Source organism: Gulosibacter sp. 10 (assembly GCF_900163695.1).
In the GTDB taxonomy this organism is placed as follows: Bacteria; Actinomycetota; Actinomycetes; order Actinomycetales; family Microbacteriaceae; genus Gulosibacter.
Genome location: NZ_FUIC01000008.1, coordinates 59,735 through 77,216, shown reverse-complemented (window position 1 = coordinate 77,216; position 17,482 = coordinate 59,735). Strand labels below are relative to the sequence as shown.

The following is a 17,482-nucleotide window of genomic DNA, read 5'->3' as shown; positions in this document are numbered from 1 at the left end:
GCCCTCCCGGATCCTGCTCCCAGTATGCACCGGCTGCCTGGCCTCCGGGCGGGATCCGCCGGCCGCGGCACGGCACGGCAGCGGCGGTCTTGGAGAAAGCACAACTCCGGAGCGCCCGGTTTCTCATCCGGGACAGTGGCATTCGTGCTCGGCATCCAGCAGGGTGGGCCCTACGTTCGACGAAGAACAACCACCTGGAGGTAGGAATGCCGCAACTTCGAGTCGCCGTCGACGTCGGCGGGACGTTCACCGACGTCTGCATATTCGACGACGAGGCCAAGACGACCCGCGTCACCAAGGTGCCCTCGACGCCGGAGGACCCGATGGTCGCCGTCATGGACGGTGTGAAGCGGGGCGCCATCGACCTGGCGGACGTATCGCTCTTCTCCCACGGCACCACCGTCGCCACCAACGCGCTGATCACCCGCAACTTCCCGAAGGCCGCGCTCGTCACGACCAGGGGCTTTCGGGACGTCATCGAGATCCGCGACGGGACGAAGGACGACCTGTGGGACGCCTACAACGACGTCTCCGGCCCGTACATCCGGCGCCGCGATCGCTTCGAGGTGCTCGAGCGCATCGACTACCGGGGGAGGGTGGTCGCGCCGCTCGACGAGGAGGAGGCCCGCCGGGTCGCCGCCCTGCTGCGCAAGCGGGGCACCCGCACGGTGGCGGTGTGCTTCATCAACTCGTTCGCCAACGCCGCGCACGAGCTGCGGATGCGGGAGATCCTCGAGGAGGAGCTCCCCGACGCCGCGGTCACGACCTCGGCCGAGATCCTCCCCGAGATGTTCGAGTACGGGCGGTTCAACACGGCGGTCGCGAACGCGGTGCTCGCCCCGCTCGTGACCGGCTACGTCGGGCGCCTCGGCGAGCGCCTCTCCGAGGGCGGCTACACGGGAGACCTGCTGCTGCTCCATTCCGGCGGAGGCTCGATGACCCCGCGCATGGTGGACCGGTTCCCCGTCAGGCTGGCGGCCTCGGGCATCGCGGCGGGAGCGATCTCGGCGCAGCACATCGCCTCGCAGTGCGGCTATCGCAACGCCGTGAGCCTCGACATGGGCGGCACCTCCACGGACATCTCGCTGGTCGCGGACGGCGAGCTGCGGGTGACGAAGGAATGGTCCGTCGAATACGGCCACCCCATCATCTTCCCCTCCATCGAGGTGCTGACGATCGGGGCCGGCGGAGGATCCCTCGCGCACATCGACATCGCGGGGTCGCTCCGGAACGGACCCCAGTCGGCGGGCGCCGACCCGGGGCCGGCCTGTTACGGCGCCGGCGGGGAGCAGCCCACGAACACCGATGCGAATCTCGTGCTGGGCCGGCTCGGCACCTCGCTCGCCGACGGCGCGAAGACCCTGGATCGACGCCTCGCGGAGGAGGCCGTCCGGCGGGCGATCGCGGAACCGCTGGGACTCGGCCTCGAGGAGGCCGCGGAATCGATCGTCCGCGTGGCCAACGCGAACATGGCCGACGCCGTGCGGCTGGTCTCGATCCGTCGCGGCCACGACCCCCGGGACTTCGCGCTGCTCGCGTTCGGCGGTGCCGGCGCGCTGCACGGCGTCGACGTGGCGCGCGAGCTCGGCATCCCCGTCGTGGTCGTGCCGCCGAATCCCGGCGTCACCTCGGCGATGGGCTGCCTGCTCGTCGACATCCAGCACGACTTCTCGCGGATGTACACGGGGCTCGCGTCGGAGGCCGATGCCGAGGAGATCGAGACGGCGTTCGGGCAGATCGAGAACGAGGCCCGCGCACGGCTGCGGCACGAGGGCGTCCCGGAGGAGCAGGTCGTGCTCCAGCGGCTCGTCTCGATGCGGTACGCGGGGCAGTGGCGCTCCCTCGTCGTCCCGATGGGGCGCGGTGAACACGCGCTCGAGCGGACCGTCGAGGCCTTCCACGAGCAGCACGAGCGGGAGTTCGCGTTCCGGAACGACGAGACGCCGGTCGAGCTGTACCAGCTCCAGCTGACGGCGGTGGGCCGGACCCCGAAGCCGAACTTCCAGCCGGCGCCGGTCGAGGCGGGAGCGCTGCCCGAGCCGATCGAGTGGCGCCCGGTGTACTTCGACGGCGAGTGGTCGGAGACGCCGGTGTTCGACCGTGCCCAGATCCCCGCCGGCGCCAGGATCGAGGGGCCCGCCATCATCAACCAGCTCGACGCCACGACCGTCGTCCCCGTCGGCACCGACGCCGAGATCGACGAGTGGCTCAACATCCGCATCCATCTCGAGAGGAAGCACGCATGACCGCCCAGACCGAGGCCGCGAAGCAGATCGCGCGGCTCGACCCGGTGACCTTCGAAGTCCTCAAGAACGCGTTCGCGACCTCCGTGGACCTCATGAGCGAGCAGATCCTGCGCACCTGCTACTCGTTCGTGATCTACTCGCGGGACTTCTCCTCCGCGCTGTGCGATGCCGAGGGGAACACGGTGATGCAGGGATCCGCCGACATCGCCGTCCACGTCGGCACGCTGCACTTCCAGGCCAAGGCCGTGCGCGAGCAGTTCGGGGAGGACATCCATCCCGGCGACGTCTTCATGATCAACGATCCCTATCGCGGCGGCACGCACTTCAACGACGTCTCCTTCGTCCGTCCCATCTTCTCCGAGGGCGAGATCATCGCCTACTCCCAGAACAAGGGCCACTGGGCGGACATCGGCGGCGTGGTGCCCGGCTCCTTCTACATCAACGCGTCGGACCACTTCGGCGAGGGGATGCGCATCCCGCCCGTGCGGGTGTGGAGCAAGGGCGTCTTCCTCGACGACGTCGCGCAGCTCGTCGTCTCGAACACGCGCGCCCCGGAGGTCGCGCTGGGCGATCTCCACGCGCAGTCCGAGGCCACCGCGGTGTGCGCGCGCGAGGTGCTCCGCCTCGTGGACCGCTACGGGAAGCAGACCGTCGTCGACGCGATGCAGGAGACGCAGGACTACGTCGAGCGCACCGTGCTGGCGAGGATCGCCGATCTGCCGCGCGGGACGTGGGAGACCGTCGACTACATCGACAACGACCCGGCGCACCCGGAGGGGCTGGTGCCGATCCGGATCGCGCTGACGCTCGACGAGGACGGCATCCACTACGACCTGAGCGGGTCGGCGCCGGCGGTGGCGGCCTTCCTCAACTCCGGATACGGCACCACGCATTCCTCCCTCTACTCCGGCACGAAGACCTTCTTCCCGGAGGTGCCGCTCAACTCCGGGTTCTACCGGGCGGTGACCGCGGACCTCGGACCGGAGGGCACCGTGGTCAACGCGAGCTGGCCGACCGCGGTCACCGGGTTCTGCTCCGGCCCGCACGAGAAGATCATGAACGCCGTCTTCGAGCTCTGGTCCCGGATCATGCCCGAACGCGCGATGGCGTGCTCCTTCAACCTCGAGTACCTGCTCGTGGGCGGGCGGGACGCCCGGAGCGAGTCCAAGCCGTACTTCATGTGGTACGACTGGATGGCAGGGGGCTGGGGCGGCCGGGCCACGAAGGACGGCTCCGGCGCGACGGCGCCGGTCTTCGGGGCGGGGCTCGCCGTGCAGCCGCTCGAGGGCCAGGAGCGGCTCTCGCCGGTCATCACGACCGAGCACTCGATCTCGACGGACTCGGGAGGCCCGGGCCGGTTCCGCGGCGGCGTGGGCATCCAGAAGGGCGGCATCCTCACCGACGCCCAGTCCACGGTGGTGAGCTACTGCTGCGACCGCGCCCGGTCGATCACCTGGGGGATCGAGGGCGGGCTGCCGTCGATCCCGCACGGGGTCTGGCTCAACAAGGACACCGAGGAGGAGCGCTTCCTCGGCTCGGTGTTCTCCTCGGTGCCGCTCCGGCCGGGCGACGAGTTCACCCGTCCCTCCGCGGGCGGAGGCGGCTTCGGCGATCCGCTCGAGCGGGAGCCCGAGGCCGTGCTCGAGGACGTGATCGACGGCTACGTGTCCGTCGCCCGGGCCCGCGCGGACTACGGCGTGGTCGTCGAGGTCGGGGACGCGGAGCTGGACGAGTACTCGATCGACCGCGACGCGACGGCCGCGGAACGGGCCGGGATCCGCGCGAATCGGCGGGGATGGCTCGAGGCCGATCCGCACGGGATCGCGGAGCGCTACCGCTCCGGGGAGCTCGACATGCTCGACGTGATCCGGCGCTACGGCGTCATCCTGGACTGGGGCACCGGCGAGCTCTTCGAGGAGACCACGCGGGAGCACCGCGAATCGATGCGGCGCCGGTCCGCGCGGCACTGGGGCTGACCGCATCCATCGGAGCGCCGCCCGGGCCGCGGAATATCCCCGCCCCGGGCGGCGTTGTCGTGTCGGGCGGCGCCGCGGGCGATCGCCGAACCGCACGAGTACGAGGAGCGCGATGACCGCGAAGCTGTTCAGCCCCATCACCCTTCGGAACGTCGAGTTCCGCAACCGATTGTGGGTCTCGCCCATGTGCCAGTACTCGGCCGCGGCGCGGGACGGTATGCCCGGGGACTGGCATCTCGCGCACTACGCGGGCATGGCCCGGGGCGGCGCCGGCCTCGTGATCGTCGAGGCCACCGGCGTGCTGCCGGAGGGGCGCATCTCGCCGGAATGCCTGGGGCTCTGGAACGACGAGCAGGCGGAGGCCTTCGCGCGGATCGCCGAGCTCGTGCATGCCGCGGGAGCCAAGGCCGCGGTACAGCTCGGCCACGCGGGGCGGAAAGGCTCCACCTGGCCGATGCTGCCCGGCGAGCCGGACGGCTCGGTGCCCCTCGATCAGGGCGGCTGGGAGACGGTCGCCCCGTCCGCGCTGGCATTCGGGGAGTACGAGGAGCCCCGCGCGCTGACCGCGGCGGGGGTGCGCGAGATCATCGCCGGCTTCGTGGCGGCGGCGCGGCGCGCCGCCTCGGCGGGCTTCGACGCGGTCGAGGTGCACGGCGCCCACGGATACCTGGGGCATCAGTTCCTCTCGCCGCTCAGCAACCGGCGCACGGACGAGTACGGCGGCGATCTGCGGAGCCGCGCCCGCTTCCTCACGGAGATCGTCGCCGGTATCCGGGACGAGCTCCCGGAGCTGCCCGTGCTCGTCCGGCTGAGCGCGACCGACTGGGTCGAGGGCGGCCTCACGCCGGAGGACGTCCGGCAGACAGCGGAGTGGCTGCGCGAGGCGGGCGCCGATCTCATCGACGTCTCGAGCGGCGCGAACACGCCTCGAGCCGCCATTCCGGTGGGGCCGGCCTATCAGGCGCCGCTCGCCGCGGTCGTGCGCGAGGCCGGGCTGCCCGTCGCGAGCGTCGGGCTCATCACCGAGCCCACGCAGGCGGAGAGCCTGCTGACGCTCGGCGCGGCGGACGCCGTGTGCGTGGGCCGGGAGTGGCTGCGCAACCCCTACCTGGGCCTGCACTGGGCGAAGGCGCTGCGCGCGGATGTCGAAGCGCTGCGGCCGCAGCAGGTGTGGCGCGCGTTCTGACCACCGGAGGCCCGCTGCGCGTCCGAGGCTAGTCGAGGCCGCGGGCGCGCAGCGAGTCCGACAGCTCGTCGCCGTGCTGCAGTGCGAGCACGAGCAGCGGCAGGACGATCCGGACGCTCATCCGCGGCCCGCCGCGGGCGCGCATCGCCTCGCGCAGCCGCCCCATGAACCCGGCCACCACCGGTACCGTGGTGATCGTCAGCCCGAGCAGCAGCCCCACCTTGGCGGGGGAGACGCCGAGCCTCGCCAGCGGCGAGGCGAGGCGCTCGACCACGTCCAGGAGCTCTCCCATGGGGGTCGTGAGCGTGACCAGTGCGGCGAAGAGGACGACGGCGATCACCCGGGTCGTGTTGAGCAGGGCGAGGTCAGCGCCGAGGAAGATCAGCTGCGGCACCGCCATGATTACGACGAGCCAGCGCGCGGCGACCAGCTGCCGGAAGAACTCCCCGAGGCCGAACCCCGTGGCCAGATAGCCCGTGAGCAGCACCGCGCCCGCGCCGGGGAGGACCGGCCACGAGTGGCCGAGCAGCGAGACGGCGAGCGCGATGACGGCCAGGCCGGCGAGCTTGACCCCCGCCGGCAGCCGGTGCATCGGGCTGCCGCCGTGCCGGTAGAGCGAGATCACGCGTAGCTCCGCCGGTACCGCTCGATCACGTCGGCAGGGGCGCCCTGATCGGCGAGCCGGCCCCCGCGGAAGCAGAGCGCGTGCTCGCAGCGCGAGGCGAGCTCGAGGTCGTGGGTGACGAGCACCACCTGCGCGCCCGACTCCTCGAGCAGGATGCGCTCGATCTGCCTCGCATTGCCGAGGTCGAGGAGGGCTGTGGGCTCGTCGGCCAGGATCACCGAGGGCTCGGCGACCAGCACCGACGCGAGGGCGACGAGCTGCTGCTGGCCGCCCGAGAGCTGATAGACCGAGTGCTCGAGATGGTCGAGCATCCCGACGCGTTCGAGGGCGCGCGCCGAGCGCGCCTCGATCTCCGGCTTCTTCAGCCGGCGCCCGCGGAGGGTGAAGCCGAGGTCCTCCCGCACCGTGGGCATGATCAGCTGCGCCACCGGGTTGCTGAAGATCATGCCCACGCGAGCGCGGAGCGCCCTGCCGTCGACCGCCGGATCGAGGCCGTCCACGCGCACCGTGCCCGCGGAGGCGGCGACGAGTCCGTTCAGCAGCCGCGCGAAGGTGGACTTGCCGGAGCCGTTGGCGCCGATCACGGCGATGCTGCGCTGGGGGAGCGAGACGCTCACCTCCGCGAGCACGGTGCGGCCCTCTCGGACCGCGGTCACATCGGCGAGCTCGATCATGCCTCGGACGGAGCCCCCGCCGGGATCGGCTCCGAGGGCGCGCGACGGGGCCACGCGAAGGCGCGCGGGTACGCCTTCCAGAGCGCCATCGTGATGATCACCGTCAACGCGGCCTTGACGAGGTCGCCGGGCAGGAAGACCAGGCTCGTGACGATCGTCTCCCACAGCCCGAGCCCGGTGACCATCGACTGCACGGGGACGCCGAAGAGGTAGATCACGCCGATGCCGCCGACGACGGCGCCGAGGGCGACCCGCCACCACCGGGGCCGAGCCGCGCCGAGTCGCACGACGAGGCCGATCACCGCGGCGCCCGCGATCCAGCCGAAGAGGTATCCGGCGGAGGGGCCGACAAAGGCGCCGAGGCCGCCGCGGCCGCCGGAGAGGAGGGGGAGCCCGATGGCGACGAGCACGAGCAGGGCGATCACGGCCAGGGCGCCGCGGCGGGCGCCGAGCACGGCGCCCGCGAGCATGACGCCGAGCGTCTGCGCCGTGATGGGGACGGCGCCGCCGATCGAGATCGATCCCGGCAGCCCGAGCACGCCGATCAGGGCGGCGAAGACGGCGATGCGGGCGATGTCCGCCGATTCGAAGCCGCGCTCCCGGGGGGCGGTGGCTGTGGTCATCTGTGGAACCTCCGATACATGAACGTTGTTCAGGAGACTTGAACAGCGTTCAGGTTATACGATAGTGCGAGGATTCGCAGCTCGGAGGAGGCGCGCATGGGCGGAACCGCGAGGCAGCCGCGACGATCGCGCGAGGACATCGTCACGGCCGCCGTGGCGCTGCTCGACCGCGAGGGGCTGCCCAACCTCACGATGCGCGCGATCGGCCGGGAGCTCGACGTGCAGCCCAGCGCCCTCTACTGGCACTACCCGAACAAGCAGGAGCTGCTGGCCGCCGTGGCCGACCGGATCATCGAGCCGGTGGGGGAGGGCGGTGCGCCCGCCGCGCCCCGCGCCCTCGCGGAGCGGTTCCGCGATTCGATGCTGTCCGTCACCGACGGGGCCGAGGTCGTCATCAGCACGATCGCGCTGGGGCTTGGCGCCGACCGCGCCTACGAGGGCTTCCGCGCCGCGCTCATCGGGCAGGGCCGGGAGGAGGCCGAGGCGGCGCTGCTCGCCACCGCGCTCGTGCACTACTGCCTCGGCCACGTGTCGCACGAGCAGCAGCGGCGCCAGGCGGAGCGACTCGGCGTGGCGATGAGCGAGAGCAGGGTCAGCGCCGATGCGCGCACCTTCCGGGCGGGGCTCGACCGGCTGCTCGGCGGAGCCTGAGAGCCGGTCCGGGCGCACCGGGGTTCCCGTGCCGGGCGCCGATTGCTACCATGGCAAGGTTGTCCGTTCCCGCGTTCTGAGGAGTACGCCCCGTGCTAGCCGTCCACGATCTCGAAATCACCGTGGGAGCGCGCACCCTCATGAGCGGCGTGGACTTCCGCGTCTCGAACGGCGACAAGGTCGGCCTCGTCGGCCGCAACGGCGCGGGGAAGACCACGCTCACCAAGGTGCTCGCCGGCTGGACGCTCCCCACCGACGGCCGCATCGAGCGCTCCGGCGAGATCGGCTACCTGCCGCAGGACCCCCGCTCCGGGGATCCCGAGCAGACGGCCCGCAACCGCATCCTCGACGCCCGCGGGCTCGGCTCCGTGCGCGATCGGCTCGCCGCCGCGGCGACCGCTATGGCGGAGGCCGCCACGGACTCGGAGCGGGACCGCGCGATGCGCCGCTACTCCCGCCTCGACGACGAGTTCGTGACGCTGGGCGGGTACGCGGCGGAGTCGGAGGCGGCGGCGATCGCCTCGAACCTGAACCTGCCGGATCGCATCCTCAGCCAGCCGCTGAAGACGCTCTCGGGCGGGCAGCGCCGCCGGATCGAGCTCGCGCGCATCCTGTTCTCAGATGCGGACACCATGATCCTCGACGAACCCACGAACCACCTCGACCTCGACTCGGTCGTGTGGCTGCGCGACTTCCTCAAGGGCTACCGGGGCGGGCTCATCGTGATCTCGCACGACGTCGAGCTCGTCGGCGACACCGTGAACCGCGTGTTCTACCTCGACGCGAACCGCCAGGTCATCGACGTCTACAACATGGGGTGGAAGCAGTACCAGCGCCAGCGCGAGGCGGACGAGGAGCGGCGCAAGAAGGAGCGCGCGAACATCGAGAAGAAGGCTTCCGTGCTCCAGCAGCAGGCCGCGCGCTTCGGAGCGAAGGCCACGAAGGCCGCTGCCGCCCACCAGATGCAGCGCCGGGCGGACCGCATGCTCGGCTCGCTCGAGGAGGTGCGCCAGCAGGATCGCGTCGCGAAGCTGCGCTTCCCGACGCCCGCGCCCGTGGGCAAGACGCCCATCCAGGCGACGGGCCTGTCGAAGTCCTACGGCTCGCTCGAGATCTTCACGGGCGTCGACCTCGCGATCGACCGCGGCTCGCGCGTCGTCGTGCTGGGGCTCAACGGCGCCGGCAAGACCACGCTGCTGCGCATCCTCGCGGGCGTGGACGACGCGGACACGGGGGAGATCGTGCCCGGCCACGGGCTGCGCGTCGGCTATTACGCCCAGGAGCACGAGACCCTCGACGTGGACGCCACGGTGAAGGCGAACATGATGCGGGTCTCCCAGCACCTCACCGAGACCGAGGCGCGCAAGGTGCTGGGCTCGTTCCTCTTCTCGGGCGACGACGTGGACAAGCCCGCGGGCGTCCTGTCGGGCGGGGAGAAGACCCGGCTCGCGCTGGCGATGCTCGTGGTCTCGAGCGCCAACGTGCTGCTCCTCGACGAGCCGACGAACAACCTCGATCCGGTCTCGCGCGAGCAGATCCTCGACGCGCTCTCCCACTACGAGGGCGCGGTCATCCTCGTCTCGCACGACGAGGGCGCGGTGGCGGCCCTCAACCCCGAGCGCGTGCTGATCATGCCCGATGCGGTCGAGGACCACTGGAACCCCGAGTACTTCGAGCTCATCGAGATGAGCTGAGGCCCCGGGCGCTCCGGATCAGGCCTCCTCGTAGGTCTCGAGATCGTCGACCACGGGGATCTCGGAGCGGTCGTGCGCGACCGGGTTGGGGATCCGCTCGTACGGGTCGATGAGCGTCACCTCGTGCCCGTCGCGGCCGAGGCGGCGCAGTCCCTCCCGCAGCATCCGGTCGCCGACCACGTTGATGCTCGGCACCAGCGTGAGATCGACCACGATCTCGTCGCCTCCCATCGGGATCTCCTCGAAGCGGCGGAGCATGAGCTCGCCGGAGGGGAAGGTGAGCGCTCCCTGCAGCGCCACGAGCACCGCGCCCGATTCGGTGGTGCTCTGCTGGCCGATCGCGTCGATCGAGGGCGCGGGCAGCTCCATGAGGTGCAGGCCGAGCTGCCGGGAGAGCCGCTCGCAGGCCTCCACACCCCGCACGCTGTTGCCGTGCTGGTCGAGCCGGGGCGAGAACGTGCCGATCCCCACCTGGCCGGGCAGTGCCCCGAGGATGCCTCCGCCGACGCCGCTCTTCGCGGGGATGCCGATGTTCGAGAGCCAGTCGCCGGCGGAGTCGTACATCCCGCACGTCGCCATCACGCTGAGCACCTGGCGGCACACCCACTGCGGGACGACCTGCTCGAGGGTCAGCGGGTTGACCCCGCCGTTCGCGAGGGTCATGGCCATCACGGCGAGGTCCCGGGCCGTGACCACGATCGCGCTCTGCCGCGTGTAGCCCCACACGGCGTCGTCGGGCTCGAGCAGGATGAAGCCGTTGCTGCGCGCCATCGAGGCGAGCGCCACGTTCCGGTAGCGGTGCTTGAACTCGCTCTCGAGCACGGTCTCGTTCACGGAGAGCTCCCGGCCGGCGAAGCGCGAGAGCTCGCGCCGCACGATCTCCGAGCGCTCCATGGGGGAGAGGCCGGAGTCGCCGACGAGGCAATGGGTCGTGATGGCCCCCATGTTGATCATGGGGTTGCTCGGCTTGCCGGTCTCCGAGTCGACGGACATCTCGTTGAAGGGGTCGCCGCTGGGCTCGACGTCCACGTGGAAGTTGACGACGTCGAGGCCGCGCTCCCGCAGCGCGACGGCGTAGACGAACGGCTTCGAGGCCGACTGGATCGTGAACGGCGCGTCGGCGTCGCCCGTCGAGTAGACGGTGCCCGCGGGCGTGCACATGGCGATGCCGAAGAGATCCGGGTCGGTCTGGCCCAGCTCGGGGATGTAGGTGGCGACCTCGCCGCCGGTGTTCCCGCGGCAGGATTCGAGGATCTCGTGGAGATACTCCGGAACCGGTGTGCGCACGGCGCGCCTCCCTTCGTCGTGCTGCGCAGCGCGCCGCGATCGATCAGCGCAGCTGCGCGTCGATGAGCTCGTCCTCGATCTCGGCCTCGGTCTTCCTCGCCTTCGCCGCCCGGGCGCGGCGGCGCTCCTCGGCGGCGATCACGCGCGGATCGTCCTCGTTGCGCTCCCGGAACTCGGCTCGCACGCCCACCACGAGGCCCACCGCCGCGATGATCGCGAAGATGATCCACTGCACCGCGTAGCTGAGGTGATTGCCCTCGGTCGGCTCGGGTCTGGGGACGAGCGCGCCGGTCTCCGCGGCCGGCGACTCCTGGCGCAGCAGCCCGTAGGCCCCGGTGTAGGTGCGGTCGGCGCCCAGGGACTCGGCGATCGCGGGCAGGTGGATGGTCGCGATCTGCCCCTCGGGGGCGCCGCGCCCCGGGATCTCGGGCTCGCCGGGCTTGAGGCGGGCTGAGACGGTCACGTGACCGGTCGGGGCCTCGGGGACGGCGTCGGGGTGGTCCTGATCGGAGCCGGTCGGGATCCAGCCGCGGTTCACGACGAACACCGTGCCGTCCTCGGTCAGCAGCGGGGTGAGGATCTCGAACCCGGGCATGCCGTCGCGCGGGCGGGCGCGGACGAGGAGCTCCTCGTCCGCGAGGTACTCGCCCTCGAGCAGTACGGGCAGCCACTCCTGCTGGGGGTCGAAGGCGTCCAGCGAGGGCAGGGCCTCGCCCACGGGCACGGGCTCGGCGTCGAAGTTGTTCGCCACCAGGTTGTTCTGGTCCACGCGCTGCTCGCGCCGGTCGAACTGCCACGAGGACAGGAATCCGCACGCGATGGCGAACACGACGAGCAGCGCCAGGTAGCTCAGCCATCGTCGCGAGAGGAGGAACCGCCAGCCGGCGCGGGGCTTGGTCTGCTCGGAACCGCGTGTCACTGGATCGGGGCCTCGTTCACTGGGTCGTGCACGCTGCTGGTGCGCACGGGGAAATCTCGATTGGAGAGGAAGCCGAGGAGGAAGTCGAGATGCTCCTCGCAGGCCAACCAGATCTTAATACGCTCGACGTCGTGGATGCGCGGATTGCGCCATTCGATGCGCGTCGCGGCGGGTTGTTCGCAGCCGGCCCGCGAGCATGCGGGCACCGTGGACTCGGCGGGCAGATAGCCGCCGAGGCGGCTGCGCAGGTCGAACTCGCCTGAACTCATCGTTCCTCCCTCTCCCCGGACTCGCCCGGGGCGCTCGGCTCGGCGTCCTCGTCCGCATCCGCGGCCCGGTACCAGGCATCCGCCGACACCGGATCGCGGCGCACCTCGACGGCGCCGGCCTCCGGGCGCTCGATCGGCACGAGCCTCCGCTGCCGGGCGTGATTCGCGTACATCACGGCGATGAGCGGGAGGAAGATCGCGCCGGCGGCGCAGACCCACAGCCAGGGGCCGCGGACGAAGACCATGAGGAGCAGGCACGCCGTGCGGATCGCCATGGTGATGAGGTACTGCCGGGTGCGATGCCGACGCTCCTCTTCCGCCGACTCTTCGATCGACGTGATGTTGGGCACTTGCCTAGGCATGACGGGTGACTCGCTCCATTCGACGGTTCAAGACTACTCCGCGGCCAGTACCATGGCCAGAACTGCACATCTTCTCGAAGGAGCTTCATGACAACGCAGCGCACGGTGCTGATCACGGGCGGGAACCGAGGCATCGGTCGGGCCATCGCCGAGGAATTCCTGGCCGCCGGGCACCGGGTCGCGGTCACCTCCCGCTCCGGCGAGGGCGGGCCGGAGGGGGCGCTGACGGTCGCCGCCGACGTGACCGACTCCGCCTCGGTGGACGCCGCGTTCTCGGCCGTCGAGGCGGAGTACGGCCCCGTCGAGGTCGTCGTGGCGAATGCCGGCGTCACCAAGGACGGGCTCCTGCTGCGCATGGGCGAGGACGACTTCACGAGCGTGGTCGACACGAACCTCACCGGCGCGTTCCGCGTGATCAAGCGGGCCTCGAAGGGGATGCTCAAGTCGCGGTTCGGCCGGGTCGTGCTGCTGTCCTCGGTGGTGGGGCTGTACGGGTCGCCGGGGCAGATCAACTACGCCGCCTCGAAGGCCGGCCTCGTGGGCATCGCCCGCTCGCTGACGCGCGAGCTCGGCGCGCGCAACCTCACGGCGAACGTCGTGGCGCCCGGCTTCATCGAGACCGAGATGACCGCCGTGCTGCCCGAGGAGACGCAGCGGCAGTACCTCGCCTCGATCCCCGCGGGGCGCTTCGGGCAGGTGGACGAGGTCGCGAAGACCGTGCGCTGGCTCGCGTCCGACGAGGCGGGCTACATCTCGGGCGCCGTGATCCCCGTCGACGGCGGCCTGGGCATGGGCCACTAGCCGAACCGAGACGAGGACGGGGCGGGGACCGACGTCGGTCCCCGCCCCGTCCTCGTCGGGCGAAGGCTCAGCCCCGCAGGCCGAGCAGCGGCAGCAGCGCCGTCATGTCGCGATCGCGGAGCACGACCGAGGCCCGCTCCCGCACGACCGGCTTCGCGTCGAAGGCCACGGACAGGCCCGCGATCGCCATCATCCCGAGGTCGTTCGCCCCGTCGCCCACCGCCACGGTGCGCTCCATCGGCACGTCGAGCGACTGCGCCCAGCTGCGGAGCGTGTGGGCCTTCGCCTCCCGGCCGATGATCGGCCCCGATACCCGCCCGGTGAGGCGCCCCGCGGCATCCGATTCGAAGCGGTTGGCCCGCCACAGGTCGAGGCCGAGATCGGCGGCCAGCGGATCGAGGATCTCGTGGAAGCCGCCGGAGACGGCACCGACCCGGCCGCCGCCCGCGTGCACGGCCTCGATCATCTCGGGCACCCCCGCGGTGACGCGGATGCGGCGGCGCACCTCCGCGACCTCCTCGAGCGAGACCCCCGCGAGGAGTGCGACGCGTTCGCGGAGGCTGCCCTCGAAGTCGAGCTCCCCGCGCATCGCCCGCTCCGTGACGTCGGCGACGCGGTCCCGCACGCCGGCGTAGTCGGCGACGAGCTCGATGACCTCGTCCTCGATGAGCGTCGAGTCGACGTCGAGCACCACGAGGAAGCCCGCGCCGCCGGTGACGACGCCCTCCCCGTGCTTGGGCTTCAGCGCGAACCGCGCACCGCTCATGCCTCGACCACCGCGTTCTTCGGCACGACGGTGATGCCGGTGGGGGTGACCGTGAAGCCGCGGGCCCGGTCGAGCTCCGCGTTCTCGCCCACGGAGGCGCCCTCGCGCACCACGACGTTCTTGTCGAGGATCGCGCGCCGAACCACGGCGCCCGGCTGCACCTCGACCCGGTCGAAGGTCACGGAGTCCACGACGAGCGCCCCCGACATCACCCTGGTCCACGGGCCGAGCACGGAGCGCTCGACGTGCGCGCCGTTGATGACCGAGCCGAGCGAGATGATCGAGTCGATCATCGTGCCGGTCGAGCCGCGGCCGTCGCGCACGAACTTCGCGGGCGGCGAGTTGAGCTGCTGCGACATGATCGGCCACTGCTCGTTGTAGAGGTTGAAGATCGGCAGCGTCGCGATGAGGTCCATGTGGGCGTCGAAGAACGAGTCGATGGTGCCGACGTCCCGCCAGTACTCGCGGTCGCGCGGCGTGGAGCCCGGTACGTCGTTGTTGATGAAGTCGTAGACGCCGCAGTCGTCCTCGGCCACGAAGGCGGGGATGATGTCGCCGCCCATGTCGTGCTTCGAGGTGTCGTCGTCGGCGTCCCGGGTCACATGGTCGACGAGCTTGTCCGCGTCGAAGACGTAGTTGCCCATCGACGCGAGGATCTCGTGCGGGCTGTCGGGGAGCCCCTCGACGCTCTCGGGCTTCTCGAGGAACTGCCGGATGCGCGTCGGGTCCTCGGGGTCCGAGTCGATGACGCCGAAGGAGGTGGACATCTCGATGGGCTGTCGGATCGCCGCGACGGTGGCGCCCTTGCCGGACTCGATGTGCTGCTGCACCATCTGCGAGAAGTCCATGCGGTAGACGTGATCCGCGCCCACCACGACGACGATGTCGGGCTTCTCGTCCTGGATGAGGTTGAGCGACTGGAAGATCGCGTCCGCGGAGCCGGAGAACCAGTGCTTGCCGCGGCGCTGCTGGGCCGGCACGCTCGACACGTACGAGCCGAGGATCGCCGGCAGCCGCCAGGTCTGCGAGATGTGCCGGTCGAGCGAATGCGACTTGTACTGCGTGAGCACGACGATCTTGTCGAGCCCCGAGTTCATCAGGTTCGCGAGGGCGAAATCGATGAGCCGGTACTGCCCCGCGAAGGGGACCGCGGGTTTCGCCCGGTCGGCCGTGAGCGGCATGAGGCGCTTGCCTTCGCCGCCTGCCAAAACAATTCCAAAGACTTTTTTCTGCGCCTGTGCCATAACCACATCGTAAGTCAGGAATGCGGACCGAATCCGTAGGAATTCTCACGTATTGTGCAGCTATGAAGATCGACGTGATTTCCCGCGAGTATCCGCCCGAGGTCTATGGAGGAGCGGGGGTGCACGTCACCGAGCTGGTTCGAGCGATGCGGCAGGACATCGACGTCCGCGTCCGCTGCTTCGGCGGCCCGCGCGACGAGGAGGGCACCTTCGCCTACGACGTGCCCGCGGACCTCGTCGGCGCGAATGCCGCCCTCGGCTTCCTCGGTACCGATTTGCGCATCGCGAACGACGTTGAGGGTGCAGATCTCGTCCATTCGCACACCTGGTATGCGAATCAGGCAGGCAATATCGCGAAATTCCTTCACGGCATCCCGCACGTCGTCTCGGCGCATTCCCTCGAGCCGCTGCGCCCGTGGAAAGCGGAGCAGCTCGGCGGGGGCTACCGGCTCTCGAGCTGGATGGAGCGGGATGCCTATCTCAACGCCGACCGGGTGATCGCGGTGTCGAACGGCATGCGGGAGGACATCCTCCGCAGCTATCCCGACCTCGACCCCGAGAAGGTCGTGACGATCTACAACGGCATCGACATCGACGAGTGGCGGCCGACGGACGACCCGGACGCGGTGCGCGCGCTCGGCATCGACCCGGACGCCCCCACGGTCATCTTCGTGGGCCGCATCACCCGGCAGAAGGGCCTGCCGTACCTGCTGCGGGCGCTGCGCGAGCTGCCGGCCGAGGTGCAGGTGGTGCTGTGCGCCGGTGCGCCGGACACCAAGGAGATCGAGGCCGAGGTGCGCGAGCTCGTGGACCGGCTGCGCGAGGAGCGCGGGGGAGCGGTGCACTGGATCTCCGAGCACCTGCCCCGCCCCAAGATCATGGCGCTGCTCACCGCGGCCGACGTCTTCGTCTGCCCCTCGGTGTACGAGCCGCTCGGCATCGTGAACCTCGAGGCCATGAGCTGCGGCACCGCCGTGGTCGGCTCCGGCACCGGCGGCATCCCCGAGGTCGTCGAGGACGGCGTCACGGGGCGGATCGTCCCGATCGAGCAGGTGCAGGACGGCACCGGCACGCCCATCGACCCCGACAGGTTCGTCGCCGACCTGGCGGCCGCGCTTGGCGAGGTCCTCGCGGATCCGGAGCGGGCCGCCGAGTACGGGCGCGCGGGGCGGGCGCGGGTCGAGCGCGAGTTCACCTGGGCCCGCATCTCGAAGCAGACCCAGGCGCTCTACCGGGAACTCATCTAGCCGAGGACGCGGGCCGCGGCGCGTGCGCGCGCCCGGCCGGCCCGTTGGCGGTAGCCTCGAGCCATGGCAGAAGTCGTGAAGTTCCAGGGCGTCGGCGTGGTCCGATCCGGGCGCCCAATCCTCGATGGCATCGACTGGAGCGTCGACGAGCGCGACCGCTGGGTGGTGCTCGGTCCCAACGGCGCGGGCAAGTCCACGCTCCTCGCCCTCGCATCGGCGCAGATGCATCCGACCTCGGGCACGGTCTCGATCCTCGGCGAGCAGCTCGGCAGGACGAACGTGTTCGATCTGCGGCCGAGCATCGGCCTGGCCTCCACCGCGATGGCCCGGCGCATCCCGGAGGCCGAGACGGTCCGGGACATGGTGCTCACCGCCGGGTACGCCGTGACCGGTCGCTGGAACGAGGAGTACGACGAGATCGACGACGCGCAGGCCGACACGGTCCTCGCGGAGTGGCAGCTCGCGGAGCTCGCCGACCGCACGTTCGGCACGCTCTCGGACGGCGAGCGCAAGCGCGCGATGATCGCCCGGGCGGTCATGACGGACCCCGAGCTCCTGCTGCTCGACGAGCCGAGCGCCTCCCTCGACCTCGGGTCCCGGGAGGGGCTGCTCCGCTCGCTCTCGGCCTACGCGGCGAGCGAGTTCGCGCCCGCGATCGCGATGGTCACCCACCACGTGGAGGAGATCCCCGTGGGCATGACGCACGCGATGCTCCTCCGGGAGGGGCGCGCCGTCGCGGCCGGGCCGATCGCCGAGACGATCACCGCCGCGAACCTCTCCGAGGCCTTCGGCGTGCGGCTCGCGCTCGAGCAGCGGGACGGCCGCTACTCGGCGCGCGCCGAGTACTAGAAGGGGCCGGGGCGACACGCCGGGACTGCGCGGTCGAGCCCTCCTCGGCGCCACGCGCACCCC

The 17,482-nt window shown here is 71.0% G+C and carries 17 protein-coding genes; 8 read left to right on the top strand and 9 right to left on the bottom strand.

Annotation, left to right across the window (positions count from 1 at the left end):
* Nucleotides 1–206: 206 nt before the first annotated feature.
* The 3 genes from FM112_RS02850 (at nt 207) to FM112_RS02840 (ending at nt 5,408) form a co-directional block, all read left to right on the top strand.
* Nucleotides 207–2,246: a hydantoinase/oxoprolinase family protein gene (locus tag FM112_RS02850; RefSeq protein WP_087003160.1), complete on the top strand. Its 2,040-nt coding sequence runs from the start codon at nt 207–209 to the stop codon at nt 2,244–2,246.
* Nucleotides 2,243–4,222, top strand: a complete 1,980-nt coding sequence (locus FM112_RS02845) for a hydantoinase B/oxoprolinase family protein (protein WP_087003157.1) — start codon at nt 2,243–2,245, stop codon at nt 4,220–4,222. The genes FM112_RS02850 and FM112_RS02845 overlap by 4 nt, the downstream gene beginning before the upstream one ends.
* Nucleotides 4,223–4,334: 112 nt before the next feature.
* The gene (locus FM112_RS02840) at nt 4,335–5,408 is read left to right on the top strand and encodes an NADH:flavin oxidoreductase/NADH oxidase (RefSeq protein WP_087003154.1); all 1,074 of its coding nucleotides are present in this window, start codon (nt 4,335–4,337) and stop codon (nt 5,406–5,408) included.
* 28 nt (nt 5,409–5,436) lie between these two features.
* On the opposite strand, the gene FM112_RS02835 is transcribed toward FM112_RS02840, so the two are convergent.
* From FM112_RS02835 to FM112_RS02825, 3 genes are read right to left on the bottom strand one after another with little or no spacing between them, the layout of a single operon-like run.
* Nucleotides 5,437–6,033 (bottom strand): energy-coupling factor transporter transmembrane protein EcfT, encoded by a 597-nt coding sequence (locus FM112_RS02835; protein ID WP_087003151.1) that lies wholly within the window; start codon nt 6,031–6,033, stop codon nt 5,437–5,439.
* Nucleotides 6,030–6,707 (bottom strand): energy-coupling factor ABC transporter ATP-binding protein, encoded by a 678-nt coding sequence (locus FM112_RS02830; RefSeq protein ID WP_087003475.1) that lies wholly within the window; start codon nt 6,705–6,707, stop codon nt 6,030–6,032. The genes FM112_RS02835 and FM112_RS02830 overlap by 4 nt, the downstream gene beginning before the upstream one ends.
* The gene (locus FM112_RS02825) at nt 6,704–7,330 is read right to left on the bottom strand and encodes a biotin transporter BioY (RefSeq protein ID WP_087003148.1); all 627 of its coding nucleotides are present in this window, start codon (nt 7,328–7,330) and stop codon (nt 6,704–6,706) included. Before FM112_RS02825 ends, FM112_RS02830 begins: the two co-directional genes overlap by 4 nt.
* Before the next feature lie 96 nt (nt 7,331–7,426).
* Here FM112_RS02825 and FM112_RS02820 point away from each other — a divergent pair, with 96 nt between their 5' ends.
* Both FM112_RS02820 and FM112_RS02815 read left to right on the top strand, forming a co-directional pair.
* The gene (locus tag FM112_RS02820) at nt 7,427–7,981 is read left to right on the top strand and encodes a TetR/AcrR family transcriptional regulator (RefSeq protein WP_087003145.1); all 555 of its coding nucleotides are present in this window, start codon (nt 7,427–7,429) and stop codon (nt 7,979–7,981) included.
* Nucleotides 7,982–8,073: 92 nt separating this feature from the next.
* Nucleotides 8,074–9,675, top strand: coding sequence for an ABC-F family ATP-binding cassette domain-containing protein (locus FM112_RS02815; protein ID WP_087003142.1), 1,602 nt, complete (start codon nt 8,074–8,076; stop codon nt 9,673–9,675).
* 18 nt (nt 9,676–9,693) lie between these two features.
* On the opposite strand, the gene FM112_RS02810 is transcribed toward FM112_RS02815, so the two are convergent.
* From FM112_RS02810 to FM112_RS02795, 4 genes are read right to left on the bottom strand one after another with little or no spacing between them, the layout of a single operon-like run.
* Entirely contained in the window at nt 9,694–10,962 is a 1,269-nt protein-coding gene (locus tag FM112_RS02810) for a glutaminase (protein ID WP_087003139.1), read from the bottom strand.
* Nucleotides 10,963–11,005: 43 nt separating this feature from the next.
* Nucleotides 11,006–11,881: an SURF1 family protein gene (locus FM112_RS02805; RefSeq protein WP_254910342.1), complete on the bottom strand. Its 876-nt coding sequence runs from the start codon at nt 11,879–11,881 to the stop codon at nt 11,006–11,008.
* Complete coding sequence (locus tag FM112_RS02800) at nt 11,878–12,150, bottom strand: hypothetical protein (protein ID WP_369678157.1); 273 nt, start codon at nt 12,148–12,150, stop codon at nt 11,878–11,880. Before FM112_RS02800 ends, FM112_RS02805 begins: the two co-directional genes overlap by 4 nt.
* Entirely contained in the window at nt 12,147–12,512 is a 366-nt protein-coding gene (locus tag FM112_RS02795; RefSeq protein WP_087003136.1) for a DUF3099 domain-containing protein, read from the bottom strand. The genes FM112_RS02800 and FM112_RS02795 overlap by 4 nt, the downstream gene beginning before the upstream one ends.
* A gap of 87 nt (nt 12,513–12,599) precedes the next feature.
* Between FM112_RS02795 and fabG the strand changes: the two genes are divergently transcribed.
* Nucleotides 12,600–13,313 carry a 3-oxoacyl-ACP reductase FabG gene (fabG, locus tag FM112_RS02790; RefSeq protein ID WP_087003133.1) on the top strand — a complete coding sequence of 238 codons (714 nt, stop codon included), beginning with the start codon at nt 12,600–12,602 and terminating at the stop codon, nt 13,311–13,313.
* 67 nt (nt 13,314–13,380) lie between these two features.
* Here fabG and serB read toward each other — a convergent pair whose 3' ends face one another.
* Nucleotides 13,381–14,079, bottom strand: coding sequence for a phosphoserine phosphatase SerB (serB, locus tag FM112_RS02785; RefSeq protein ID WP_087003130.1), 699 nt, complete (start codon nt 14,077–14,079; stop codon nt 13,381–13,383).
* Complete coding sequence (locus tag FM112_RS02780) at nt 14,076–15,323, bottom strand: glucose-1-phosphate adenylyltransferase (RefSeq protein ID WP_087003127.1); 1,248 nt, start codon at nt 15,321–15,323, stop codon at nt 14,076–14,078. The genes serB and FM112_RS02780 overlap by 4 nt, the downstream gene beginning before the upstream one ends.
* Before the next feature lie 62 nt (nt 15,324–15,385).
* On the opposite strand from FM112_RS02780, the gene glgA reads away from it, so the two are divergent.
* Both glgA and FM112_RS02770 read left to right on the top strand, forming a co-directional pair.
* Nucleotides 15,386–16,570 carry a glycogen synthase gene (glgA, locus tag FM112_RS02775; protein ID WP_087003124.1) on the top strand — a complete coding sequence of 395 codons (1,185 nt, stop codon included), beginning with the start codon at nt 15,386–15,388 and terminating at the stop codon, nt 16,568–16,570.
* 63 nt (nt 16,571–16,633) lie between these two features.
* Entirely contained in the window at nt 16,634–17,419 is a 786-nt protein-coding gene (locus tag FM112_RS02770; protein WP_087003121.1) for an ABC transporter ATP-binding protein, read from the top strand.
* Nucleotides 17,420–17,482: the final 63 nt, after the last annotated feature.

Excerpts from the sequence above, each read along its gene's own strand:
- serB (WP_087003130.1), bottom strand. The coding sequence starts at position 14,079 with ATGAGCGGTGCGCGGTTCGCGCTGAAGCCCAAGCACGGGGAGGGCGTC.
- glgA (WP_087003124.1), top strand. The coding sequence starts at position 15,386 with ATGAAGATCGACGTGATTTCCCGCGAGTATCCGCCCGAGGTCTATGGA.
- FM112_RS02770 (WP_087003121.1), top strand. The coding sequence starts at position 16,634 with ATGGCAGAAGTCGTGAAGTTCCAGGGCGTCGGCGTGGTCCGATCCGGG.
- fabG (WP_087003133.1), top strand. The coding sequence starts at position 12,600 with ATGACAACGCAGCGCACGGTGCTGATCACGGGCGGGAACCGAGGCATC.
- FM112_RS02780 (WP_087003127.1), bottom strand. The coding sequence starts at position 15,323 with ATGGCACAGGCGCAGAAAAAAGTCTTTGGAATTGTTTTGGCAGGCGGC.
- FM112_RS02830 (WP_087003475.1), bottom strand. The coding sequence starts at position 6,707 with ATGATCGAGCTCGCCGATGTGACCGCGGTCCGAGAGGGCCGCACCGTG.
- FM112_RS02825 (WP_087003148.1), bottom strand. The coding sequence starts at position 7,330 with ATGACCACAGCCACCGCCCCCCGGGAGCGCGGCTTCGAATCGGCGGAC.
- FM112_RS02795 (WP_087003136.1), bottom strand. The coding sequence starts at position 12,512 with ATGCCTAGGCAAGTGCCCAACATCACGTCGATCGAAGAGTCGGCGGAA.
- FM112_RS02800 (WP_369678157.1), bottom strand. The coding sequence starts at position 12,150 with ATGAGTTCAGGCGAGTTCGACCTGCGCAGCCGCCTCGGCGGCTATCTG.
- FM112_RS02840 (WP_087003154.1), top strand. The coding sequence starts at position 4,335 with ATGACCGCGAAGCTGTTCAGCCCCATCACCCTTCGGAACGTCGAGTTC.
- FM112_RS02850 (WP_087003160.1), top strand. The coding sequence starts at position 207 with ATGCCGCAACTTCGAGTCGCCGTCGACGTCGGCGGGACGTTCACCGAC.
- FM112_RS02820 (WP_087003145.1), top strand. The coding sequence starts at position 7,427 with ATGGGCGGAACCGCGAGGCAGCCGCGACGATCGCGCGAGGACATCGTC.
- FM112_RS02845 (WP_087003157.1), top strand. The coding sequence starts at position 2,243 with ATGACCGCCCAGACCGAGGCCGCGAAGCAGATCGCGCGGCTCGACCCG.